This is a genomic window from Streptomyces sp. NPDC002787 (assembly GCF_053592095.1).
The window spans coordinates 1-17,270 of the sequence record NZ_JBSFVC010000049.1; the positions used below are offsets into that span (position 1 = coordinate 1).

Below are 17,270 nucleotides of genomic sequence, written 5' to 3' on the forward strand. Positions count from 1 at the left end.
GTTCAGCCGAAGGCCGCTTCCGTGTACGGCGGTTACCGGACCAGGTGATCAAGTTCGGCACACCATTCGACACCGGACGTTAAAGATCAAGCTAGTAGACGATGGCTCTCCAGCGGTCGACCCAGAGCAGCCAGTAACCGCCCGTACCGCGCACCTGGACGCGGTCGGCTTCCACCTGCCAGACCGTGCCGTAGAGCGTGGCGTCGGGGAGGTCCACCCTGACGACGTCGTAGACGTCGAGGTCATCCTCAACCGGCCGAGTCCATGCGTTGGCACAGCGATCGCAGCGGTAGCCGACCACGTCCTGTCCCGCAACGGTCATCGGGCTGCCCGGGCGAACCGCTTCGACCAGGCACCGGGGGCACGGGTCGGCGGTGTGCACGCCTACTGACCGGGACATCGTCCGATCTTGCGGTGCGGCAACGAAGTACGGCAAGCGCGGCGACCACCAGCGACCGCCACCGCCCGTCGCCGCGGACAGAGAAGAGACGTCGCACAGCGGGTGCCGGCGCACGGTCCATCGTCGAGGATGAGGTCATGACCAACGACCTGGTGGTGTTCCTGAACGCGCGTCTGGACGAGGACGCCGAGCTGGCCCGCCACTGTGACGAGGTCGGGTGCTGCGGTGAGTGGACCGCCCGCGGAGACACGGTCGGCTTCTGCCAAATGGACCTCCCCGGATTCCATCCCGCGATCGCGCAGCATGTGGCCCTGCACGACCCCGCCCGCGTGTTGCGCGAAGTCGAGGCCAAGCGAAGCGTGCTGAGCCGCCACACGCTCAGTCCGGCCGAAGGCGACCCGGAGCGTCCCTGGGACGACCGCGACGACTGCCAGTTCGACGGTGACCTCTGGCCATGCGACGACCTACTCGACCTCGCGCACCCCTACCAGGACCATCCAGACTTCCCTCGGCAGTACAAGCCGAACCGTGCCGCCGAGAGCCATGGCGACCGCACGCCAAGCGCACCGGAGCGAGCGAAGAACAGCGGGGAACCATGGTGAAAGCAGCTTCCCCAGCTGAGGGCGGTGAGCTCTTGATTCAGCGTCTCCGCCCCCCGGTTCAACCCGTGCGCATCCTCATCGCCTCCCGCACGATCGCCTCCAACTGCTCGTGGTGTGCGCCCTTCCAGTACGCCCGCCCGCAGTCACCGCACTGCGCGAACACGTCGTACGACCGCTGCGTCCCGCCCTCCAGCCGGTCGGCGACCTCCTCCTTCGTCGCCGGCTTCAGCAGGCCGTTGCAGGCGGTGCAGCGGGTCCACGGCCGCAGCTCCGGGGCGAAGCGGTCCAGTACGTCCCGGAGTTGTTCGTCCGGCTGGGCGCTGTAGATGTACGCCCCGGCCCACAGCTCACGCCGCCGCAGCAAGCCCCGGTCGCGGCTGAGCATCACCCGTTGCTCGGCGGCCGACTGCGCGGCGAGCGCGGGGTCGCCGATGTCCGTGGACTCGTACGCCGCGTCCACCCCCAGCAGCCGCAACCGCCGGGCGAGCGTGCCGAGGTGGACGTCGAGGAGGAAGCGGAGTGGGGCGCCCGGGACGCGCTGGGGGCGTTCCACCGGGCGAACCGCTACCGACTCGCCGTCCGCCGGGACGTGTGAGACCCGTACCTCTCGGCCGTCGACGACCAGCGCGCCCACCTCCGTGAGCGGAACGCCGAGGGACTCGATGACGTGACCGAGCGTGGAGACGCCGTCGGTGGTGAGGAGCGTCGCGCCCGTGCGGCGGCCGTGAGGGACGAACAGGGCCAGTTCGGGGGCGACTTCGACCAGGATCTCGGGTGGTTTCACCTGGTCAGGATGGCATGGGGGAGGGGAAGGGGCTCAGGGGTTTTCCGTCGGGAGACCGTGCTGGATGGTCGTCAGGGCGCGGTCGACCAGTTCGGCGAAGTCGTCCTGGTGGTTGTTCTCGGCCCAGTACAGGGACGTCTCCATCAGGCCGCCGATCAGGGACATCGCCCAGACCCGTACCTCCAGGCTCTCCGGGTCCCGGCCCGTCCGCTCGCCGATGGCGGTGCAGAGCATGCGGCCCGTCACCGACATGCTCTCCATCATGCGCGAGCGCACCGCCGGGACCTGGACCATCAGATGGGTGCGCAGCCGCGCGACCTCCATGTCCTCCTCGATGCCCGTGCGGACGGCCTCCCGCATCACGTACCGGATGGTGTCCGGCCATGGTTCGTCCGCCGGCCGGGCCCGGAGTTCCTCCAGGAGGATCGGGTCGTACTCGTCGGTGAGGACGATGTCCTCCTTGGTCGGGAAGTAGCGGAAGACGGTCGACGGTGACACCTCCGCCCGGTCGGCGATCTGCTCGATCGTCGTGGCGTCGTAGCCCTGTTCCTCGACCAGCGCGTAGGTCGCGGCCCGGATCGCCTCGCGGGTCTTGATCTTCTTCCGTTCGCGGAGCCCGAGCCGGGGGCGGTCCGTGGGGGTGGTGGGGGCGTGGGGGCGTGCGGCCGTCATGCGGTCATTGTCGGGCATCGGCCTTCGGGCCGGCCAGGTCAGGGCTGGTGGTCGCGCCGCCCCCGTCCGTCGGCCCGCTCGGCAGGAACGCCGCCGCCAGCAGCGCCGTCACCAGCGCCGCGCCGCGCACACCAGCAGGACCACGCCCATGCCGTGGACGTACGCAGGGCGATGCCGATCGCGCCGCCCACCTGACGCAATGTCATCAGCAGCCCGGAGCCTCCCCCCACTGACTTGAGGGCGTGGGGGTATGCCCCAGCCGGCCCGGTCGGTGGGCAGGCTGTCGAGGGCGCCGGACATCGCGGGCACGAGAGCCGAAGCGTTCGGCCACCGACTGCGCCACCCGCACGTACGGCGGCAGGACGCACACCAGGCCGGAGAGGGCGAACATGGCGAGGGTCGCGGCCCGGGCGTTGAAGTGGAAGCCGGGGTGGGCCAGCAGGCCCATGTCGAGCACGGGGCATACGGCCCGCCGTTCGCGCAGCACCAGGACGGTGATCAGTACGGCGGACGCCGCGAGTATGTCGAGTGACAGCGGTCATGTAGTGAGAGTGACAGTCAAAATGGAGGCACTGTCAATCCGTCGGCCTGTCGTCAGGTGTTCGTGCGCACGAAAATGGCCACGGCTCGGAAGCCGTGGCCAGGAAGGGGCGAGGGGGCGGTTACGTGTGCTGGTACGCCACCAGGGAGATCCCCACGTAGTGCGCGATGAACGCCGCCAGGGTCAGGGAGTGGAAGACCTCGTGGAAGCCGAACCAGCGTGGTGACGGGTCGGGGCGCTTGAGGCCGTAGATGACTCCGCCGGCGCTGTAGAGGACACCGCCGACGATCACCAGGACGAGGACGGCGATGCCGCCGGTGCGCATGAAGTCGGGCAGGAAGAAGACGGCCGCCCAGCCCATCGCGATGTAGCAGGGGGTGTAGAGCCAGCGCGGGGCGCCGACCCAGAAGACCCGGAAGATGATGCCCGCGAGCGCGGCGGCCCAGATGCCCCAGAGGAGCCACTGGCCCTTGGCGCCGGGCAGGAGCAGCATCGTCAGCGGGGTGTAGGTGCCGGCGATGATCAGGAAGATGTTGGCGTGGTCCAGTCTGCGCAGGATGCCGTCCATGCGGGGGCTCCAGTCGCCCCGGTGGTACAGCGCGCTCACGCCGAACAGCAGGCAGGCCGTGAGGGTGAAGATCCCGCAGGCGATACGTCCGCGGGTGGAGCCCGCGAGGGCGGTCAGGACCAGGCCGGCGACGAGCACGGCCGGGAACATGCCGAGATGGAGCCAGCCCCGGAGCTTGGGCTTGATCTCGCCAGTGATCTCGTGGATCTCATCGGTGATCTGGTCGGCGATCTGATGCGGCAGGGATCGCGCGTCGGGATCGCGGCTGTCGGCCGACGTCTCCGTCTGCGCATCGGGGACGGACGCTGTCATGCCTTGCATCGTACCTACGGAGCCGTAACTTACGGGGCCATGCGGGCTGTTCGTGTTCCCGGAAGTGGCCATCGTCTCACGCGAAGCCCTCGTGAGCGGATATCCGGGCGCACATCTGGATACCCGCGGTGAAGCGGCAGTGACGTAGGGAAACCTCTCGGGTGAAAACGGGTGAGTGGCGATGGTCACGACGCTCACGTGTGCGGCCCTCTGGACATATGGGCACTCTCGTCGGATGATCAAATGAGTGCGGTCGACACCGGATGAGCGCCCAGAGTCCAACCGTGAAGCATCCGGGTCGCAGCCCCCACGGGGCCTCCAACACAAAAAATCCCTCATTTAGGAGCAATCGTGGCGCGCGACATCGCGGCTCCCCCTTCAGCCGTTCCGACCACCCACCGAGAACTCGTGGCGTGGGTGAACGAGATAGCCGAACTGACCGAGCCGGACAGCGTGGTCTGGTGCGATGGATCCGAGGCCGAGTACGAGCGCCTGTGCGGGGAGCTCGTCGAGAAGGGCACCTTCCGGAAGCTCGACCCGATCAAGCGCCCGAACTCCTACTACGCCGCCTCCGACCCGACCGATGTCGCCCGGGTCGAGGACCGTACGTTCATCTGTTCGGAAAAGGAGGAGGACGCGGGCCCGACCAACCACTGGAAGGCCCCCGCCGAGATGCGGGAGATCTTCCAGGGCGAGAAGGGCCTGTTCCGCGGCTCGATGCGAGGCCGCACGATGTACGTGGTGCCGTTCTGCATGGGCCCGCTCGGCTCGCCGCTCTCCGCCATCGGCGTCGAGATCACGGACTCCGCGTACGTCGCCGTCTCCATGCGCACGATGACCCGTATGGGACAGCCGGTGCTGGACGAGCTGGGCTCCGAGGGCTTCTTCGTGAAGGCCGTCCACACCCTGGGCGCCCCGCTGGAGGAGGGCCAGGAGGACGTCCCCTGGCCCTGCAACAGCACCAAGTACATCTCCCACTTCCCCGAGAGCCGCGAGATCTGGTCGTACGGCTCCGGGTACGGCGGCAACGCGCTGCTCGGCAAGAAGTGCTACGCCCTGCGCATCGCGTCGGTGATGGCGCGGGACGAGGGCTGGCTCGCCGAGCACATGCTGATCCTCAAGCTGACCCCGCCGCAGGGCGAGTCCAAGTACGTCGCCGCCGCGTTCCCGTCGGCGTGCGGCAAGACCAACCTCGCGATGCTGGAGCCGACGATCTCCGGCTGGACCGTCGAGACGATCGGCGACGACATCGCGTGGATGCGCTTCGGCGAGGACGGGCGGCTCTACGCCATCAATCCCGAGGCCGGTTTCTTCGGCGTCGCGCCCGGCACCGGTGAGCACACCAACGCCAACGCGATGAAGACGCTGTGGGGCAACTCGGTCTTCACGAACGTGGCGCTGACGGACGACGGCGACGTGTGGTGGGAGGGGATGACGGAGGAGACTCCGGCCCACCTCACCGACTGGAAGGGCAACGACTGGACGCCCGACGCCGAGGCGCCGGCCGCCCACCCGAACGCCCGCTTCACGGTGCCCGCCGCGCAGTGCCCGATCATCGCGCCCGAGTGGGAGAACCCCAAGGGTGTGCCGATCTCGGCGATCCTCTTCGGCGGCCGCCGTGCCACGGCCGTGCCGCTGGTGACCGAGTCCTTCGACTGGAACCACGGGGTGTTCCTGGGCGCGAACGTGGCGTCCGAGAAGACCGCCGCGGCCGAGGGCAAGGTCGGCGAACTGCGCCGCGACCCCTTCGCGATGCTGCCCTTCTGCGGCTACAACATGGGCGACTACATGGGCCACTGGGTCGAGGTCGCCAAGGACAAGGACCCGGCCAAGCTGCCGAAGATCTACTACGTCAACTGGTTCCGCAAGAACGACGAGGGCAAGTTCGTCTGGCCCGGGTTCGGTGAGAACAGCCGTGTTTTGAAGTGGATCGTGGACCGGCTGGACGGCAGGGCGGAGGGTGTGGAGACGCCGATCGGCATCCTGCCGACGGTCGATGCCCTGGACACGGAGGGGCTGGACCTGTCCTCGTCCGACCTGGACTTCCTGCTGACCGTCGACAAGGAGGTGTGGCGGGAGGAGGCCGCGCTCGTTCCCGAACACCTCAACACCTTCGGGGATCACACGCCGAAGGAGCTGTGGGACGAGTACCGGGCGCTGGTGAGCCGTCTGGGCTGAGGCCCTCGTGTGAGTTCCGCGACCGGCCGATATGGGTTGCCCTGACCAGCGACGTCTCCTCGGCCGGTCGCGGACTTTTTGTTGCGCCTGATAGCTCGGGAGTTTGCGGTTCGTTGGCGGGTGCGGGTTCGGTGGGGCTTCTCGCGCAGTTCCCGGCCCCCTGAAAGACACGGCCCTGCGGACCGAAAAGCAGGGGGCGCAGCCCCTGCTTTTCAGGGGCTCGGGGAACTGCGCGACCAGCCTGCACCGAACCCGCAGCTGGGGGTCGAAGGGGCGCAGCCCCTGGGGGAGGGATGGGTAGGGGCGGAGGGGGCGAAAAGGGCTGCCCGGGAAGGGAATTCGCGGGACACTCGGGGCATCCGCACCGAACCCCGAAATGAGGTGACCGGGGTGCGTACACCCGTAAGTGACCCCATGAAGATCGGCCCGTACAAGATAGTCGGCCGCCTGGGATCGGGCGGCATGGGCTGGGTCTACCTGGGCCGCTCCCCGGCCGGCCGCGAGGTCGCCGTCAAAGTCGCCCGCCCCGAACTCGCCGCCGAACCCGAGTTCCGCGAACGCTTCGCCCGCGAGGTCGCCGCCGCCCGCGTGGTCAGCGGCGCCTACACCGCCGCCGTGGTCGACGCCGACCCGACGGCCGAACTCCCCTGGCTGGCCACCCTGTACGTCCCCGGTCCCTCCCTCGCGGAAGCGGTGCGCGCCGACGGCCCCCTCCCCGAGGCCCAGGTCCGCCCCCTCGCCGCCGGTCTCGTCGAGGCGTTGCAGGCCATCCACGCCGCGCACGTCGTCCACCGCGACCTCAAGCCGGCGAACGTCCTGCTCGCCCAGGACGGCCCCCGCGTCATCGACTTCGGCATCTCCCGGGTGGACGGCGCGCCCGGCCTCACCCGCGTCGGCGTCGTCGTCGGCACCCCGCCGTTCATGTCGCCCGAGCAGATCCGCGGCGATCGGGTCGGCCCGTCGAGCGACGTGTTCTCGCTGGGCGGGGTCCTGGTGTACGCGCTCACCGGCCGACCGCCGCACGGCAGCGGGGAGGGCGTGCGCGTGGAGGTCGTACGGGGCGAGCCCAGGCTCGACGGCGTACCGGCGGGACTGCGGCCGCTCATCGCCCGCTGCCTCGCCAAGCGGCCGGCGGACCGGCCGCGACTGGCCGAGATCCTGGCCGAGTTGGTGGAGGAGACCGTCCAGGCCGAGGTGTGGCCGCCGCCGCAGGTGGCCCGGACCATCGAGGTGCGGTACGAGGAGTTGAAGGACCGCCATCGACGTCGTACGACGAGCGAGTCCGTGCCCTCCTGTCTGCTGCTGCACGCTCAGGCGCTGCTCGACGCGGGGCTGACCGACGCCATGGTCGCCGGGGCGGTGGTCCGTGACGGCGCCTGACTCCTACCCGAACCGCGACTCCTATCCGGGCCGCGACTCGCACCCGGGCCGCGACCCCTACCCGGGTCGCGACTCGTACGCGGGGCGGGACCCCTTCCCCGGCCGCGATTCCTTCTCCCAGCGCGACTCCTTCTCCGGACGGGACTCGCATCCGGGGCGCAACGCCGAGATCTACGACCTCGGCACCCACTGGCGGCAGTTGGTGCAGAACTGGGTCGCCCGGCGGAATTACCACACGGTCCATGACACCGTCTCCGTCTCCCTGCAATTCGATCTCCATGAGGCGGGGCGGACGGTCACGGTGAGATTCATGACCACCAGGAAACTTCTCGTCGCCTTCGCCACGGACGGGAATTTCCTGCGGCACGACCAACTCGCCATTGCCGCCGCCGCTTCGAACGCATGGAATACCGAACAACTGAACCCCATGCTTTCTGTTTGGGATGCGCGCGGGCCGCGCCCCTGTCTTGCCGGGGTCTGCGACCTTCCGCTGATATGTCGTATCACCCAGACGGATTTCGATGTCCTGGCCAATGACTGGGTGGAGCGGGCGCGGCAGATGTTCAGTCGCTGCCATCAGGTGTTCAAGTTGTAGAAGTGAAAAGCATACTGATCGAAAATCGGCGTAACTCCCCGTAAGTCCCCTGACGGAATTCACCAAACCCTTCCGGCCGCCCGGCTGCCTGCTCCACTATTGGGTGGGCTTTTTCGGGGCCGCGGGGGCGTGCCTTTCAGGCCACGGGGGTTGGTGCGATGGGGGTGATCGGACGGTTGCGGTTCCTCGGTGTGCTGGTGGGGTTGTTGGTCGCGCTGGTGCCGGCGGAGGCGTCGGTCGCGGCCGGCGCCCCGTGCCAGGACGATGGGTTCACGGAGCGGCTGGAGTGCTGGGCCGGCCGGATATCCGAGGGGCCCTTGGTGATCACCCTCAAGGGGCCCTTGGAGTACGAGGAGATCGGTGAGCGGCACCGCGAGGTCATCAAACGGCTGCGCGAGGATGCTCACCCGGTGGTGGTGCAGGTCTCGAAGGGGGCCCGCACGGGGCAGGGCGGTACGGCGCTGCTCCTCATCGCCGAGGGACTGCTCATCCACCCAAGTGCCGAGGTCGAGCGGCTGCACGCGCGGACGATGGCCGACCTGAAAGAGAGTGACCTCTGCGACGACACGAACCAGCTGTGCGCCAAGGTCGGCCCCGGCCAGGGGTCGGCCACCCTCAAGGGCGCGGAGCTGGCCGCCTTCGCCGCCGATCCCGACGACAACAGTTTCACCGTCCCCGACAGCGACGGGAACCCCGGTTCCTCGGCCTCGTCCGGCGCCTCCGGTGGCCAGGGCGACAAGAACCGGGGCGAGCAGGGTCAGGAGGGCAAGGGCCGGGGCGTTGGCAACCAGCCCGACATAGCTGACGGTCGGGCCTCCGAGAACAGCGGCTCCACCTGGGCCGCCCTCTGGATGGGTCTCCTCCTCGCCCTGCTGCTCCTCGCCTTCGTGATCGTGATCCGGCGGTCCCGGGGCCCCGTGGCGGTGGGGCACCGGGCGGCCTCGCCCGGGCGGGCCGTCGGTGGTCCCGCGCGGGCGGCGCCGGCGCACGCGGCGCGCGGCGGGGGCGGAAGCGGGGGCGGGGGCCGGGGTGACGGCGGGGACGAGAGCACCACCCGGCTGCGGGTCGCGCCCGCGCCGCGGCGCGGACGCCAGGTGGGTGCCCGTCCCGCGCACGCTCGCACCGCCGTCGTACGCACCGAACTGCACCCGCAGGGCTACGTCGAGGTAGACCGGGTGCTGCGCCGGGCGGTGTGGGCCGAGCCGGGACGGCCGCCGCCCGCACCCGGCGGACTCGTCGACGTCGCCGACGCGCGGGAACGCGACTCCGACGTCCTGTACGCCTTCCCGCCCACCGCCGCACGGCACGCGAAGGGCACGCCCAGGTAGCACCGACGGCACCAACCAGCACGGACGCCATCAGCAGCGCCAACCGTCACCGACGGCACCAGCAGCGCCAACCGTCACCGACGGCACCAGCAGCGTCAACCGCCACCGACGGCACCACCAGCACCCATCGACATCGGCAGCGCCCATCGGCACCTGCGGCGTCGACCGGCACGAGCAGCACCGGAAGCACAGGGGGATGAACGATGCACAGCGAATACCCGCCCACCCTGCCGGCGGAGTACGCCGACATCGAGTTCGAGAACAACGCGCAGCGCATGCCGCTCGTGCTCTGCCTCGACACGTCCAGTTCCATGGCGGGTCAGCCGATCCAGACGCTGAACAACGCGCTCGCCGAATGGACCCGGGAACTCCACGACGACGTGAGCCTCAGCTACAGCGTGGAGGTCGCCGTCGTCACCTTCGGCGGCCAGGGCGTCGCCGCCTGGCGCGGTCCCCAGCTCCTCGACCCGCGCACCCGGACGAGCCCCTTCATACCCGCGCACGCCTTCCAGGCACCGCAGCTCACGGCCGCCGGGGTCACCCTGATGACCGAGGCGCTGGAGCTGGCGATGCACATCGTCGCGGCCCGCAAGAGCGAGCTGCGGGCGTCCGGGCTGCAGTACTACCGGCCGCAGATCTGCCTCGTCACGGACGGGCTGCCCACCGACCCGACGGGCCATCTCACCGAGTCCTGGCACCGGTTGGTCCCCGTCCTCGCCGAGGAGCAGCGGGCCCGGCGGTTCCGGCTGTACGCCATCGGGGTCGGCGGGATCACGGACATGGGGGAGTCGGTGCTGCGGGCGTTCGCGCCGAAGTTCAACGCCCGGTTGCAGGGGTTCCCGTTCCGGGAGCTGCTCCAGATGATGTCCGCCAGCGCCAACGCCGAGCAGAAGGGGGCGGGGGACGAGGTGTTCGAGAAGATCTTCAGCCAGTTCAAGACACAACGCCCGGCCTGGGAGGCGTGAGGTGACCGCCGCCCCGCCCTGGCGGATCCACGGGCTCAGCGTCGAGGGCTACCGGCACCGGCGCCAGGGCCTGCCCTGCCAGGACGCCTGCGCCTACGCCACCATCTCCTCCGTCGCCGTGCTCGCCGTCGCCGACGGGGCCGGCAGCAGGCCCCGGTCGGAGGAGGGCGCGCGGCTCGCCGTACAGCTCGCGGCGGAGCACTTCGCGCGGCGGGCCGGGGCGGCGGTGGAGGTGCGGCCGGGGGAGGCCGTGCACGAGCTGCTGCGGGACGCCCTGCACGACGTCAGCAAGGAGTTCCTCGACCGGACCGGCGCCGACGCGCAGGACTTCGCGACGACGCTCACGGTGGTGGTGCTCGCGCCCGGTTGGATCGGGCACCTCACCGTGGGGGACGGGTTCGTCGTCGTACGGGCCGGGACGGAGGACGGGGAGCGGCAGTTCCATCTGCTGCCGCAGGCCGCGGCGGCGAGCGAGTACAGCAACGAGACGGTGTTCCTGACCTCGCCGGACGTGGCGCGCTGGACGCACACCGAGTGCGTGCTGGACGACGGGGTCGACGGGGTGCTGCTGTCCACGGACGGTCTCGCGCAGGCCATGCTCAACCGGGCGAACGGTGGCGCCCAGTCCCCGAACACCTCTTTCGCCGACGCCGTGTTCCGCTCCCTCGACGCGGCCCCCGAGGACGCCCAGGACACCAACCTGGCCGCCCTCCTCCGCTCCGACCGCCTCACCGCCCTCAACGCCGACGACAAGACCCTGCTACGAGCGGTGCGTACGGGCCGGCGATGAGCGGGGAGGGGAGCGCGGTGGTGCTCGGTGGTGCTCGGTGGTGCTCGGTGGTGGCGGAGCAGGGCCGGCGACGGCCGGGATGGGCGGGGCATGGCTGGTGGGTCCGGTTGGAGGGGCGGGTTGTGACCGGTGAAGGCCGGTGGTGGCGGGTTGGGACCGGTGAGTACCGGTGGTGGCGGGGCAGGACCGGTGGCGGCCGGGGGCGGTCACGGCCGGTGTGGACGGTCAGGACGGCCACGTCCCGTCATCACCGGCCGGCAGCGGCCACGGCCGGTCCGGAGCGGCTGTCGCCGGTCGTGGCCGGTGGTGGAACGCGGCAACCCCAGGACGGGCGGCTCGACGAACACGCGGAGGTACGGCCATGAGCGGCCGCACGGTCTTTCTCGACGGTAGGCGGGTCACCCTGGCCGAGTTGCCGCTGAAGGGGGGCGGGCAGGCGGCCGTGTTCCCCGTGGAGGGTGACGCGGGGATCGTCGTCAAGATCTACCGGGACACCCCGGGGCCGGACCAGGAGCGGCGGCTCGCCCGGATGCTCACCATGTCCCCGCTGGCCGCCCGCCCGACGGACGCCAACCAGCCACCGGAGCTGGCCTGGCCCACCGCGATCGCCCGGGGCGCCGACGGCGAGTTCCTCGGCTACGCGATGCGCCGCTTCGGCGAACCCCAACACGTCCAGCTGGTCGGCCTGTTCACCCGTGTCCAGCGCCTCAAGCTCTTCCCCGACCGGGCCGACTGGCGGTTCCTGCTGGGCGTCGCCTGGAACCTCGCCTTCATGACGGCCCGCATGCACTACGACAACCTCGTCATCGGCGACTTCTCCAGCAGCAACGTCGTCGTCGACGGCAACGGCTTCGTCACCTTCCTCGACTGCGACTCCATCGCCTTCACCGACCCGGTCACCGGCGAACTCTTCCCGTGCCTGATGCACACCACCGACTACTCGTCCCCGGAGCGCCAGACCGGGGGCGCCGCCACCCGGCAGAGCGACGACTTCGCCCTCGCCGTCCTCGTCTACCAGCTGCTCACCGCCGGCAACCACCCCTTCGGCGGGGTCCCGCACGAGAGCGCCTCCGAGTCGACCGTCAAGGACAACATCGCCGCGAGCTGCAGTTATGTGGTCCGCCCCGAACGGGTCACCATCCCGCGCGGCACCATCGACCCGTCCGTCCTGCCACCCGAACTCCTCACCCTCGCCAGGGCCGCCTTCGGACCCGGCGTCCAGGAGCCCACCGCCCGGCCCCCTGCCGAGGCCTGGCTGCGCGCCCTGGACAAGGAACGCGGCGAGGTGCGCGCCTGCACGGTACGGCCGCTGCACACCTACGGCTCCCACCTGCCGACGTGCCCCTGGTGCACCCGGGCCGCGGTCACCGGCCACGACGTGTTCAACGGCCCCCGGCCCAGCTCGGTCCCGGTCCCGCCACCGCCGCCGGATCAGCCCCCTTCCCCGTACGCCGCGCTGAAGGTGCTGGCCGTGGTGCTCGGGGTGGTGCTGCTGATCGTGTTTCTGACCAGCGTGGGATGAGAGTCGCGGACCGACGGGGTGGGCGCGTAGTCGGGCGGGTGCGGGTGAGTGGGGCTTCTCGCGCGGTTCCCCGCGCCCCCTCAGCCCGACCGGTCCTCCAGATACCGCGTGTGGGACTCCTGCCGCCGCGCTTCCGTGTCCCGCAGCGCGGCGGCCAGGCGACCCAGCTCCTCCTGGAGAACGCCAAGTTGGCGCTCCAGGTGTCGCTCGGGCGGTTCCGTGCCCGGGGTCAGACGGGTCCACCAGCGGGTGCGGACGAAGGTGTCGACGGCCTCGGGGACGTCCTGCCGTACGGCCCGGGACAGGGCGTGGATGCCCTCGGGGTCGCGGGCGAGGACCTCGGCGACCCAGCCGGGGTCGAGGAGGGCGGTGAGGAGTTCGGTCAGCTCGGTGAGACGGCCGGCCGCGGCGGGCGGCAGGTCGACGTCCGCGAGGTATGCGCGGAGGGTACCGAAGTCGGCGCGAACCTCGTCGAGTTGGGCGGAAGGGTCGGGGAAGTCCGGCAGCGGCGGGCGCTCCGGCGGGGCGATCAGCGCGCCAGCGCCGTACAGACCGGCGACCACGACCGGCCAGTACGGGCCCGCGACCCCCGCGAAGGTCAGCCCGAGTCCGACGATCCCCAGCGCACTGCCGGTGAGGTTCTTACGGGACTCGACGTACGTCATGAATCTACTGGTAGCCACGGATCTCCTCGAAGGCGCCGTCCAGCGAGCCCTGCCGGGCATCGAAGAGGCGGCCGCCGGTCAGGTCGGCGATGTGCTCCAGTTCGTCCTTGTCGGAGTCGCCGAAGAGGATCGGGAAGACGGGGATCTGCCGGTCTGCGGGAGGCAGTTGGCCGTAGAAGGCGTCGAAGTCGGCGGGGCTCGCGCCCTCGGTGTTCTCGCCGTCCGTCATCAGCACGATCGAGGTGAACGTGTCCCGGTCGGCGGTGCCGAGGTGCTCGTACGCCTTGCGCAGCGAGGTGTAGATGGCGGTGTCGCCGGCGGCGGACAGTTCGCGGGTGTCCGCGCGGATGCCGTCGAGCCCGGCCCGCGGATCCTCGGGCCGTACGACATGCGTCCGCACGCTCTTCACATCGGACCCGAACGGCATCAGCGTGACCTCCTCCCGGTCCCGGAAGTCGCCGGTCAGCTCGGTGAGGGCGCTCTTCAGCCGGTCCAGACGCTCGCCCTCCATCGAGCCCGAGGTGTCGAGGACGTACACGGTCCGCGACGGGCGGCGCAGCTCGTTCTCGTACGCGTCGAGGAGCCCGTCCGCGACGGATAGGGTCCCGGGGAAGGGGAGTTCACGACGGCGCGTGGTGTCGAGGCCGGGCGTGGGCGGGACGGAGGCGACCACCGGGCGGCGCAGGGTCTCCTCGGTGATCAGCCGCTGGATGTCCGGGGTGCGCAGGGCGTCCGTGAGCCGGCGTACGTCGTCGCGGACGCCCTTGCTCGTGGAGGCGAGCGAGGAGAGCGGATAGTCGGCGGTGACGACCCCGTCGCGCGGCCGGATCACCGTCAGGCCCTTCTTCCCCTTCAGCACCGACTCGTAGTTCAGCAGAGCGTCGACGTCACCGCGCCGGTCGTACGCCGCCGCCAGCCAGCCCGACGACCCCGACGTCAGCTTCTGCCCCGCGAAGAACTCCTTCAGCCGGGGCGTCGCCCGCGCGACATCCGCGTCCGTGAGCGCGGACTGCGCGTCGGAGAGCCCCGACGCCACCGAGACGAGCGTGGAGAAACCGGAGTTGGAGCGGGACGGGTCGGTCATGCCGTAGGTCAGCTTCCCGTCCCCCACCGCCTCCTCGATCGCCGCCCAGGTGACGCTCTCCGGCTTCCACCTCAGCTTCCGCACGGTCTCGTTCTTCACGCCGATCGCGACCGGGCTGGACATCACCGGCGTCTCCGACACCACCTGCCGCGCGGCGTCCGGGCGCAGTCGCAGATAGTCGTTGGAGGACAGCCAGACCGCGTCGTAGGCGCCCTTCGCCCGGCCCTTCGCGAGCAGGTCGACCGCGTCGAGCGTGCCCATGTAGGTGGGCCGGACCTTGATCCCGGTGTCCTTCTCGACCCGCTCCAACACGGGCCTCATGTCGGCGAGTTCACTGGAGGCGAGGACGCGGAGGGTACCGGGGACGTACTCGGTCGGGTCGGCCTGCGGTTCGGCGGCCGAGGTGCAGGCGGTGGCCAGCAGCGTGGCCACGGTGGTCATGAGGACCCCCGCGGTCGTACGTGTTCTCATGCGAGCCCACCCCCTTCCAGCGCCCCCTGCGACCGGCTGCGCTCCAGGTACGTCGTCGCGTGCTGGAGTTCGGACGTCAGGGACTCGACGGTCGCCGCCATGGTCTCCGTGGCCTGCGCCTTGTACGTGTCGATGGCGTCGAGGGTGCGGTAGATCTGCTGGAAGGCCGAGCGGAGTGTCTCCGCGCCGACGGCCGGGTCGGCGGCGATGCGCTGGATCTCGCCGCTCTGGGTGGCGAGCATCTCGGCGTTGCCGCGGATCAGGTCCTCCGTGGTGCCGCGAAGGGCGTTGACCTGGTCGACGACCTTCTTCTGGTTGTCGAGGGCGGAGGCGAGCATCACGGAGATGCGCAGCGCCGAGACCGTGGTCGTGGCGGCCCGGTCGACGCCCTTGATCAGCTCCTCGTTGTTGCGCCGTACGACGTCCATGGCCAGATAGCCCTGGGCGCAGACGGCCAGCTGGGTGAGCAGGTCCTGGTGCTTCTGCCGGACGGGGAAGAGCACGTCGGCGCGGAGCGTGTCGCCCTGCTGCGGGTCGACTCCGTCGAGGTGCGTCTGGATGTGCGCCTCGACGGCCGAGTCCAGGGCCTCCGTCAGGACAACGTACTCCTGCAGCTTGCCCATGGTCTCCCACAGGCGGACGCGCTCGGTCTGCAGCGCCGCGTTGTCACGCCGCAGTTCGTCCTGTCCGCCGCGCAACGACCCCACGATCTTGTTCAAGGTCCCTTGTGCGGAGGCGTACTTGGCGACGTGGTCGCGCAGCCTGTTGCCGCCGGGCAGCCGGGACAGGAACTTGCGGCCCTTGCCCGCCGCCAGATCACGCGGGTCCAGGTCCTCGACCACGCGCCGCAGTTCGACGAGCGATCCGGCGACCTGCGACTGGGCGTCACCGCCCTTGTCCGGCAGGCTGCGCACGGTCCGCTCCAGCATGCGGTTGGACTGCGCGGCGGCCGTCCGCATCTCCCCCGCGCCGAGCGCGGTGATCTCCCCGACCCGCCCGGCGAACTCCGGGGAGCGGGCGTCGAGGGCGGCGAGCCCTCGCACGTACTCCTCCGCCTTGCGGGCCATGTCCGTCCGCACGGACTCCTCGACCGGCACGAGCCCGCCGGCCTTCTCCCGGGGCACGGCCGCGACCGGCTCGGGCGGGGTGAGGGTGAAGCCGCTGTCGTTGCCGCTGTCTTCGATGGTCATCTCTGTCGTTCCCCCGTCGTCCTACTGGCCCCTGGCCCGGCGCGCCATCTCGTGCAGCACCTCGGAGGTGGGCACGGGCGCCTGCCGGACGGTCAGCTTCTGCATCAGATAGGTGGTGTGGTCGGCGGTGGCCGCCGTGAACTCGGTGGCCGCCCCCTGCGGCCGGAACCCGTGCCGGGCGGCAAGCTCGCGCAACTCCGGGTCGGTGCCCAGGAGTTCACCGAGCGCGCGCCCTTCATCCGTGACCGGTACGACGGTGTGGTCGCTGAAGACAGTGGTGTCCGGGTAGAGGACGACCAGGTCGTCGACGCTCTGGCCCTCGGCGAGCAGCGCGGCGACCTGCGACTCGTAGACGAGCACGAGCGGATTGCCGACCCCGCTGACGAAGTCGCGGAACGCCGCGTCGGTGCTGGGCTGCTGGGCGCCCTGGACACTGATCAGCTCGCGCAGGAGAGGCGCGGTCCTGTCCAGTTCCTTCTCGCTCGCGACCACCCGCCCGCCGTTGGCGACGTTGGAGGCGGCGGCGAGGTAGAGCGCCCCGGAGTTGGAGGAGGTCGGGTCGGTGGTGGCGATGTAGAGCAGCCCCATCAACTCGCCGTACTTCTGCGCCCCCTTGAGGTCCTGCCAGGTCCGACTGCCCTCGGCGGCCTTCAGATAGGCCGCCATGCCGAGGACACCCCGGCCGCCTTCGACCGTGGCGAGCCCGTTCTGCCGCAGCACGTCGGCGGCGCCCCGGTGGGCGACCACGACGAGCGGGGAGTAGAAGGGGCGCGGCAACGGCTCGCGTACGTCGTACTTCTTCGCCAGCTCGTCGGCGGGTGCCTTGCTGGACGGAAAGGCGAAGTCGTACCCCTTCAGATCCAGGCCGTCCATGGCCCAGGATCCCGACGTCTCCGTCTTCACGGTGTAGCCCTTGGCGGCCAGGGCCTTCACCACCTCCGGGTCGGCGAAGAACTCCGCCTTCTCCGACCCGATCACGCCTCGCACGGTCTTCGTTGCCGTGCTCGTGTCCTCGGTTTGCCGGCCCGCCACGACGGCTGCCACCACGCCGCCGATCAGCAGTACCGCGAGGACGATTCCCGCTATTCGTCTCACATCGAGGAGCGTGCTCCCGGAACCCAACGTTCCTCGCCGCCGCGCGTGAACCGCCGGTGAACTGGTGGTCCCGGAACGCAACGGGGGGCTGCCGCCGGGGGTGCGTGTGTCGTCCGCGGGGTCGTGTC

17 protein-coding genes are annotated in these 17,270 nt (G+C 70.4%); 8 read left to right on the top strand and 9 right to left on the bottom strand.

The features are described from left to right. Nucleotides 1-91: 91 nt before the first annotated feature. On the bottom strand, nucleotides 92-322 hold the full coding sequence (locus ACWD26_RS40435; protein WP_451278144.1) for a hypothetical protein: 231 nt from the start codon (nucleotides 320-322) through the stop codon (nucleotides 92-94). A 215-nt stretch (nucleotides 323-537) separates the two neighbouring features. Here ACWD26_RS40435 and ACWD26_RS40440 point away from each other — a divergent pair, with 215 nt between their 5' ends. Next, nucleotides 538-1,002: a DUF6221 family protein gene (locus tag ACWD26_RS40440; RefSeq protein ID WP_451278146.1), complete on the top strand. Its 465-nt coding sequence runs from the start codon at nucleotides 538-540 to the stop codon at nucleotides 1,000-1,002. Nucleotides 1,003-1,060: 58 nt separating this feature from the next. On the opposite strand, the gene ACWD26_RS40445 is transcribed toward ACWD26_RS40440, so the two are convergent. The 4 genes from ACWD26_RS40445 to trhA all read right to left on the bottom strand — a co-directional run bounded on the left by ACWD26_RS40445 (nucleotide 1,061) and on the right by trhA (nucleotide 3,879). Further along, nucleotides 1,061-1,786, bottom strand: a complete 726-nt coding sequence (locus tag ACWD26_RS40445) for a Mut7-C RNAse domain-containing protein (protein WP_451278148.1) — start codon at nucleotides 1,784-1,786, stop codon at nucleotides 1,061-1,063. A 33-nt stretch (nucleotides 1,787-1,819) separates the two neighbouring features. Then, nucleotides 1,820-2,458, bottom strand: coding sequence for a TetR/AcrR family transcriptional regulator (locus ACWD26_RS40450; protein WP_451278149.1), 639 nt, complete (start codon nucleotides 2,456-2,458; stop codon nucleotides 1,820-1,822). Between the two features lie 205 nt (nucleotides 2,459-2,663). Next, on the bottom strand, nucleotides 2,664-2,945 hold the full coding sequence (locus tag ACWD26_RS40455; protein ID WP_451278151.1) for a hypothetical protein: 282 nt from the start codon (nucleotides 2,943-2,945) through the stop codon (nucleotides 2,664-2,666). A gap of 175 nt (nucleotides 2,946-3,120) precedes the next feature. Then, complete coding sequence (gene trhA / locus ACWD26_RS40460; RefSeq protein ID WP_451278153.1) at nucleotides 3,121-3,879, bottom strand: PAQR family membrane homeostasis protein TrhA; 759 nt, start codon at nucleotides 3,877-3,879, stop codon at nucleotides 3,121-3,123. A 351-nt stretch (nucleotides 3,880-4,230) separates the two neighbouring features. Between trhA and ACWD26_RS40465 the strand changes: the two genes are divergently transcribed. The 7 genes from ACWD26_RS40465 to ACWD26_RS40495 all read left to right on the top strand — a co-directional run bounded on the left by ACWD26_RS40465 (nucleotide 4,231) and on the right by ACWD26_RS40495 (nucleotide 12,637). Continuing rightward, complete coding sequence (locus ACWD26_RS40465) at nucleotides 4,231-6,057, top strand: phosphoenolpyruvate carboxykinase (GTP) (RefSeq protein ID WP_451278155.1); 1,827 nt, start codon at nucleotides 4,231-4,233, stop codon at nucleotides 6,055-6,057. Between the two features lie 390 nt (nucleotides 6,058-6,447). Continuing rightward, complete coding sequence (locus ACWD26_RS40470) at nucleotides 6,448-7,437, top strand: serine/threonine-protein kinase (protein ID WP_451278157.1); 990 nt, start codon at nucleotides 6,448-6,450, stop codon at nucleotides 7,435-7,437. Next, entirely contained in the window at nucleotides 7,424-8,032 is a 609-nt protein-coding gene (locus tag ACWD26_RS40475; RefSeq protein ID WP_451278159.1) for a hypothetical protein, read from the top strand. The genes ACWD26_RS40470 and ACWD26_RS40475 overlap by 14 nt, the downstream gene beginning before the upstream one ends. Nucleotides 8,033-8,190: 158 nt before the next feature. Further along, on the top strand, nucleotides 8,191-9,360 hold the full coding sequence (locus tag ACWD26_RS40480; protein WP_451278161.1) for a hypothetical protein: 1,170 nt from the start codon (nucleotides 8,191-8,193) through the stop codon (nucleotides 9,358-9,360). Between the two features lie 203 nt (nucleotides 9,361-9,563). Further along, nucleotides 9,564-10,325, top strand: a complete 762-nt coding sequence (locus ACWD26_RS40485) for a vWA domain-containing protein (protein WP_451278162.1) — start codon at nucleotides 9,564-9,566, stop codon at nucleotides 10,323-10,325. Nucleotide 10,326: 1 nt separating this feature from the next. Further along, nucleotides 10,327-11,115 (top strand): PP2C family serine/threonine-protein phosphatase, encoded by a 789-nt coding sequence (locus ACWD26_RS40490; protein ID WP_451278164.1) that lies wholly within the window; start codon nucleotides 10,327-10,329, stop codon nucleotides 11,113-11,115. Nucleotides 11,116-11,476: 361 nt separating this feature from the next. Next, a complete protein-coding gene (locus ACWD26_RS40495; RefSeq protein ID WP_451278166.1) occupies nucleotides 11,477-12,637 on the top strand; it encodes a hypothetical protein in 1,161 nt (386 codons plus the stop codon). A gap of 80 nt (nucleotides 12,638-12,717) precedes the next feature. Here ACWD26_RS40495 and ACWD26_RS40500 read toward each other — a convergent pair whose 3' ends face one another. The 4 genes from ACWD26_RS40500 to ACWD26_RS40515 are packed head-to-tail and all read right to left on the bottom strand — an operon-like array spanning nucleotide 12,718 to nucleotide 17,142. Further along, entirely contained in the window at nucleotides 12,718-13,302 is a 585-nt protein-coding gene (locus ACWD26_RS40500) for a hypothetical protein (protein WP_451278217.1), read from the bottom strand. Between the two features lie 4 nt (nucleotides 13,303-13,306). Further along, entirely contained in the window at nucleotides 13,307-14,857 is a 1,551-nt protein-coding gene (locus ACWD26_RS40505) for a substrate-binding and vWA domain-containing protein (protein ID WP_451278168.1), read from the bottom strand. Next, nucleotides 14,854-16,047 carry a toxic anion resistance protein gene (locus ACWD26_RS40510; protein ID WP_451278170.1) on the bottom strand — a complete coding sequence of 398 codons (1,194 nt, stop codon included), beginning with the start codon at nucleotides 16,045-16,047 and terminating at the stop codon, nucleotides 14,854-14,856. Before ACWD26_RS40510 ends, ACWD26_RS40505 begins: the two co-directional genes overlap by 4 nt. 21 nt (nucleotides 16,048-16,068) lie before the next feature. Next, nucleotides 16,069-17,142, bottom strand: a complete 1,074-nt coding sequence (locus ACWD26_RS40515) for a substrate-binding domain-containing protein (protein ID WP_451278172.1) — start codon at nucleotides 17,140-17,142, stop codon at nucleotides 16,069-16,071. Nucleotides 17,143-17,270: the final 128 nt, after the last annotated feature.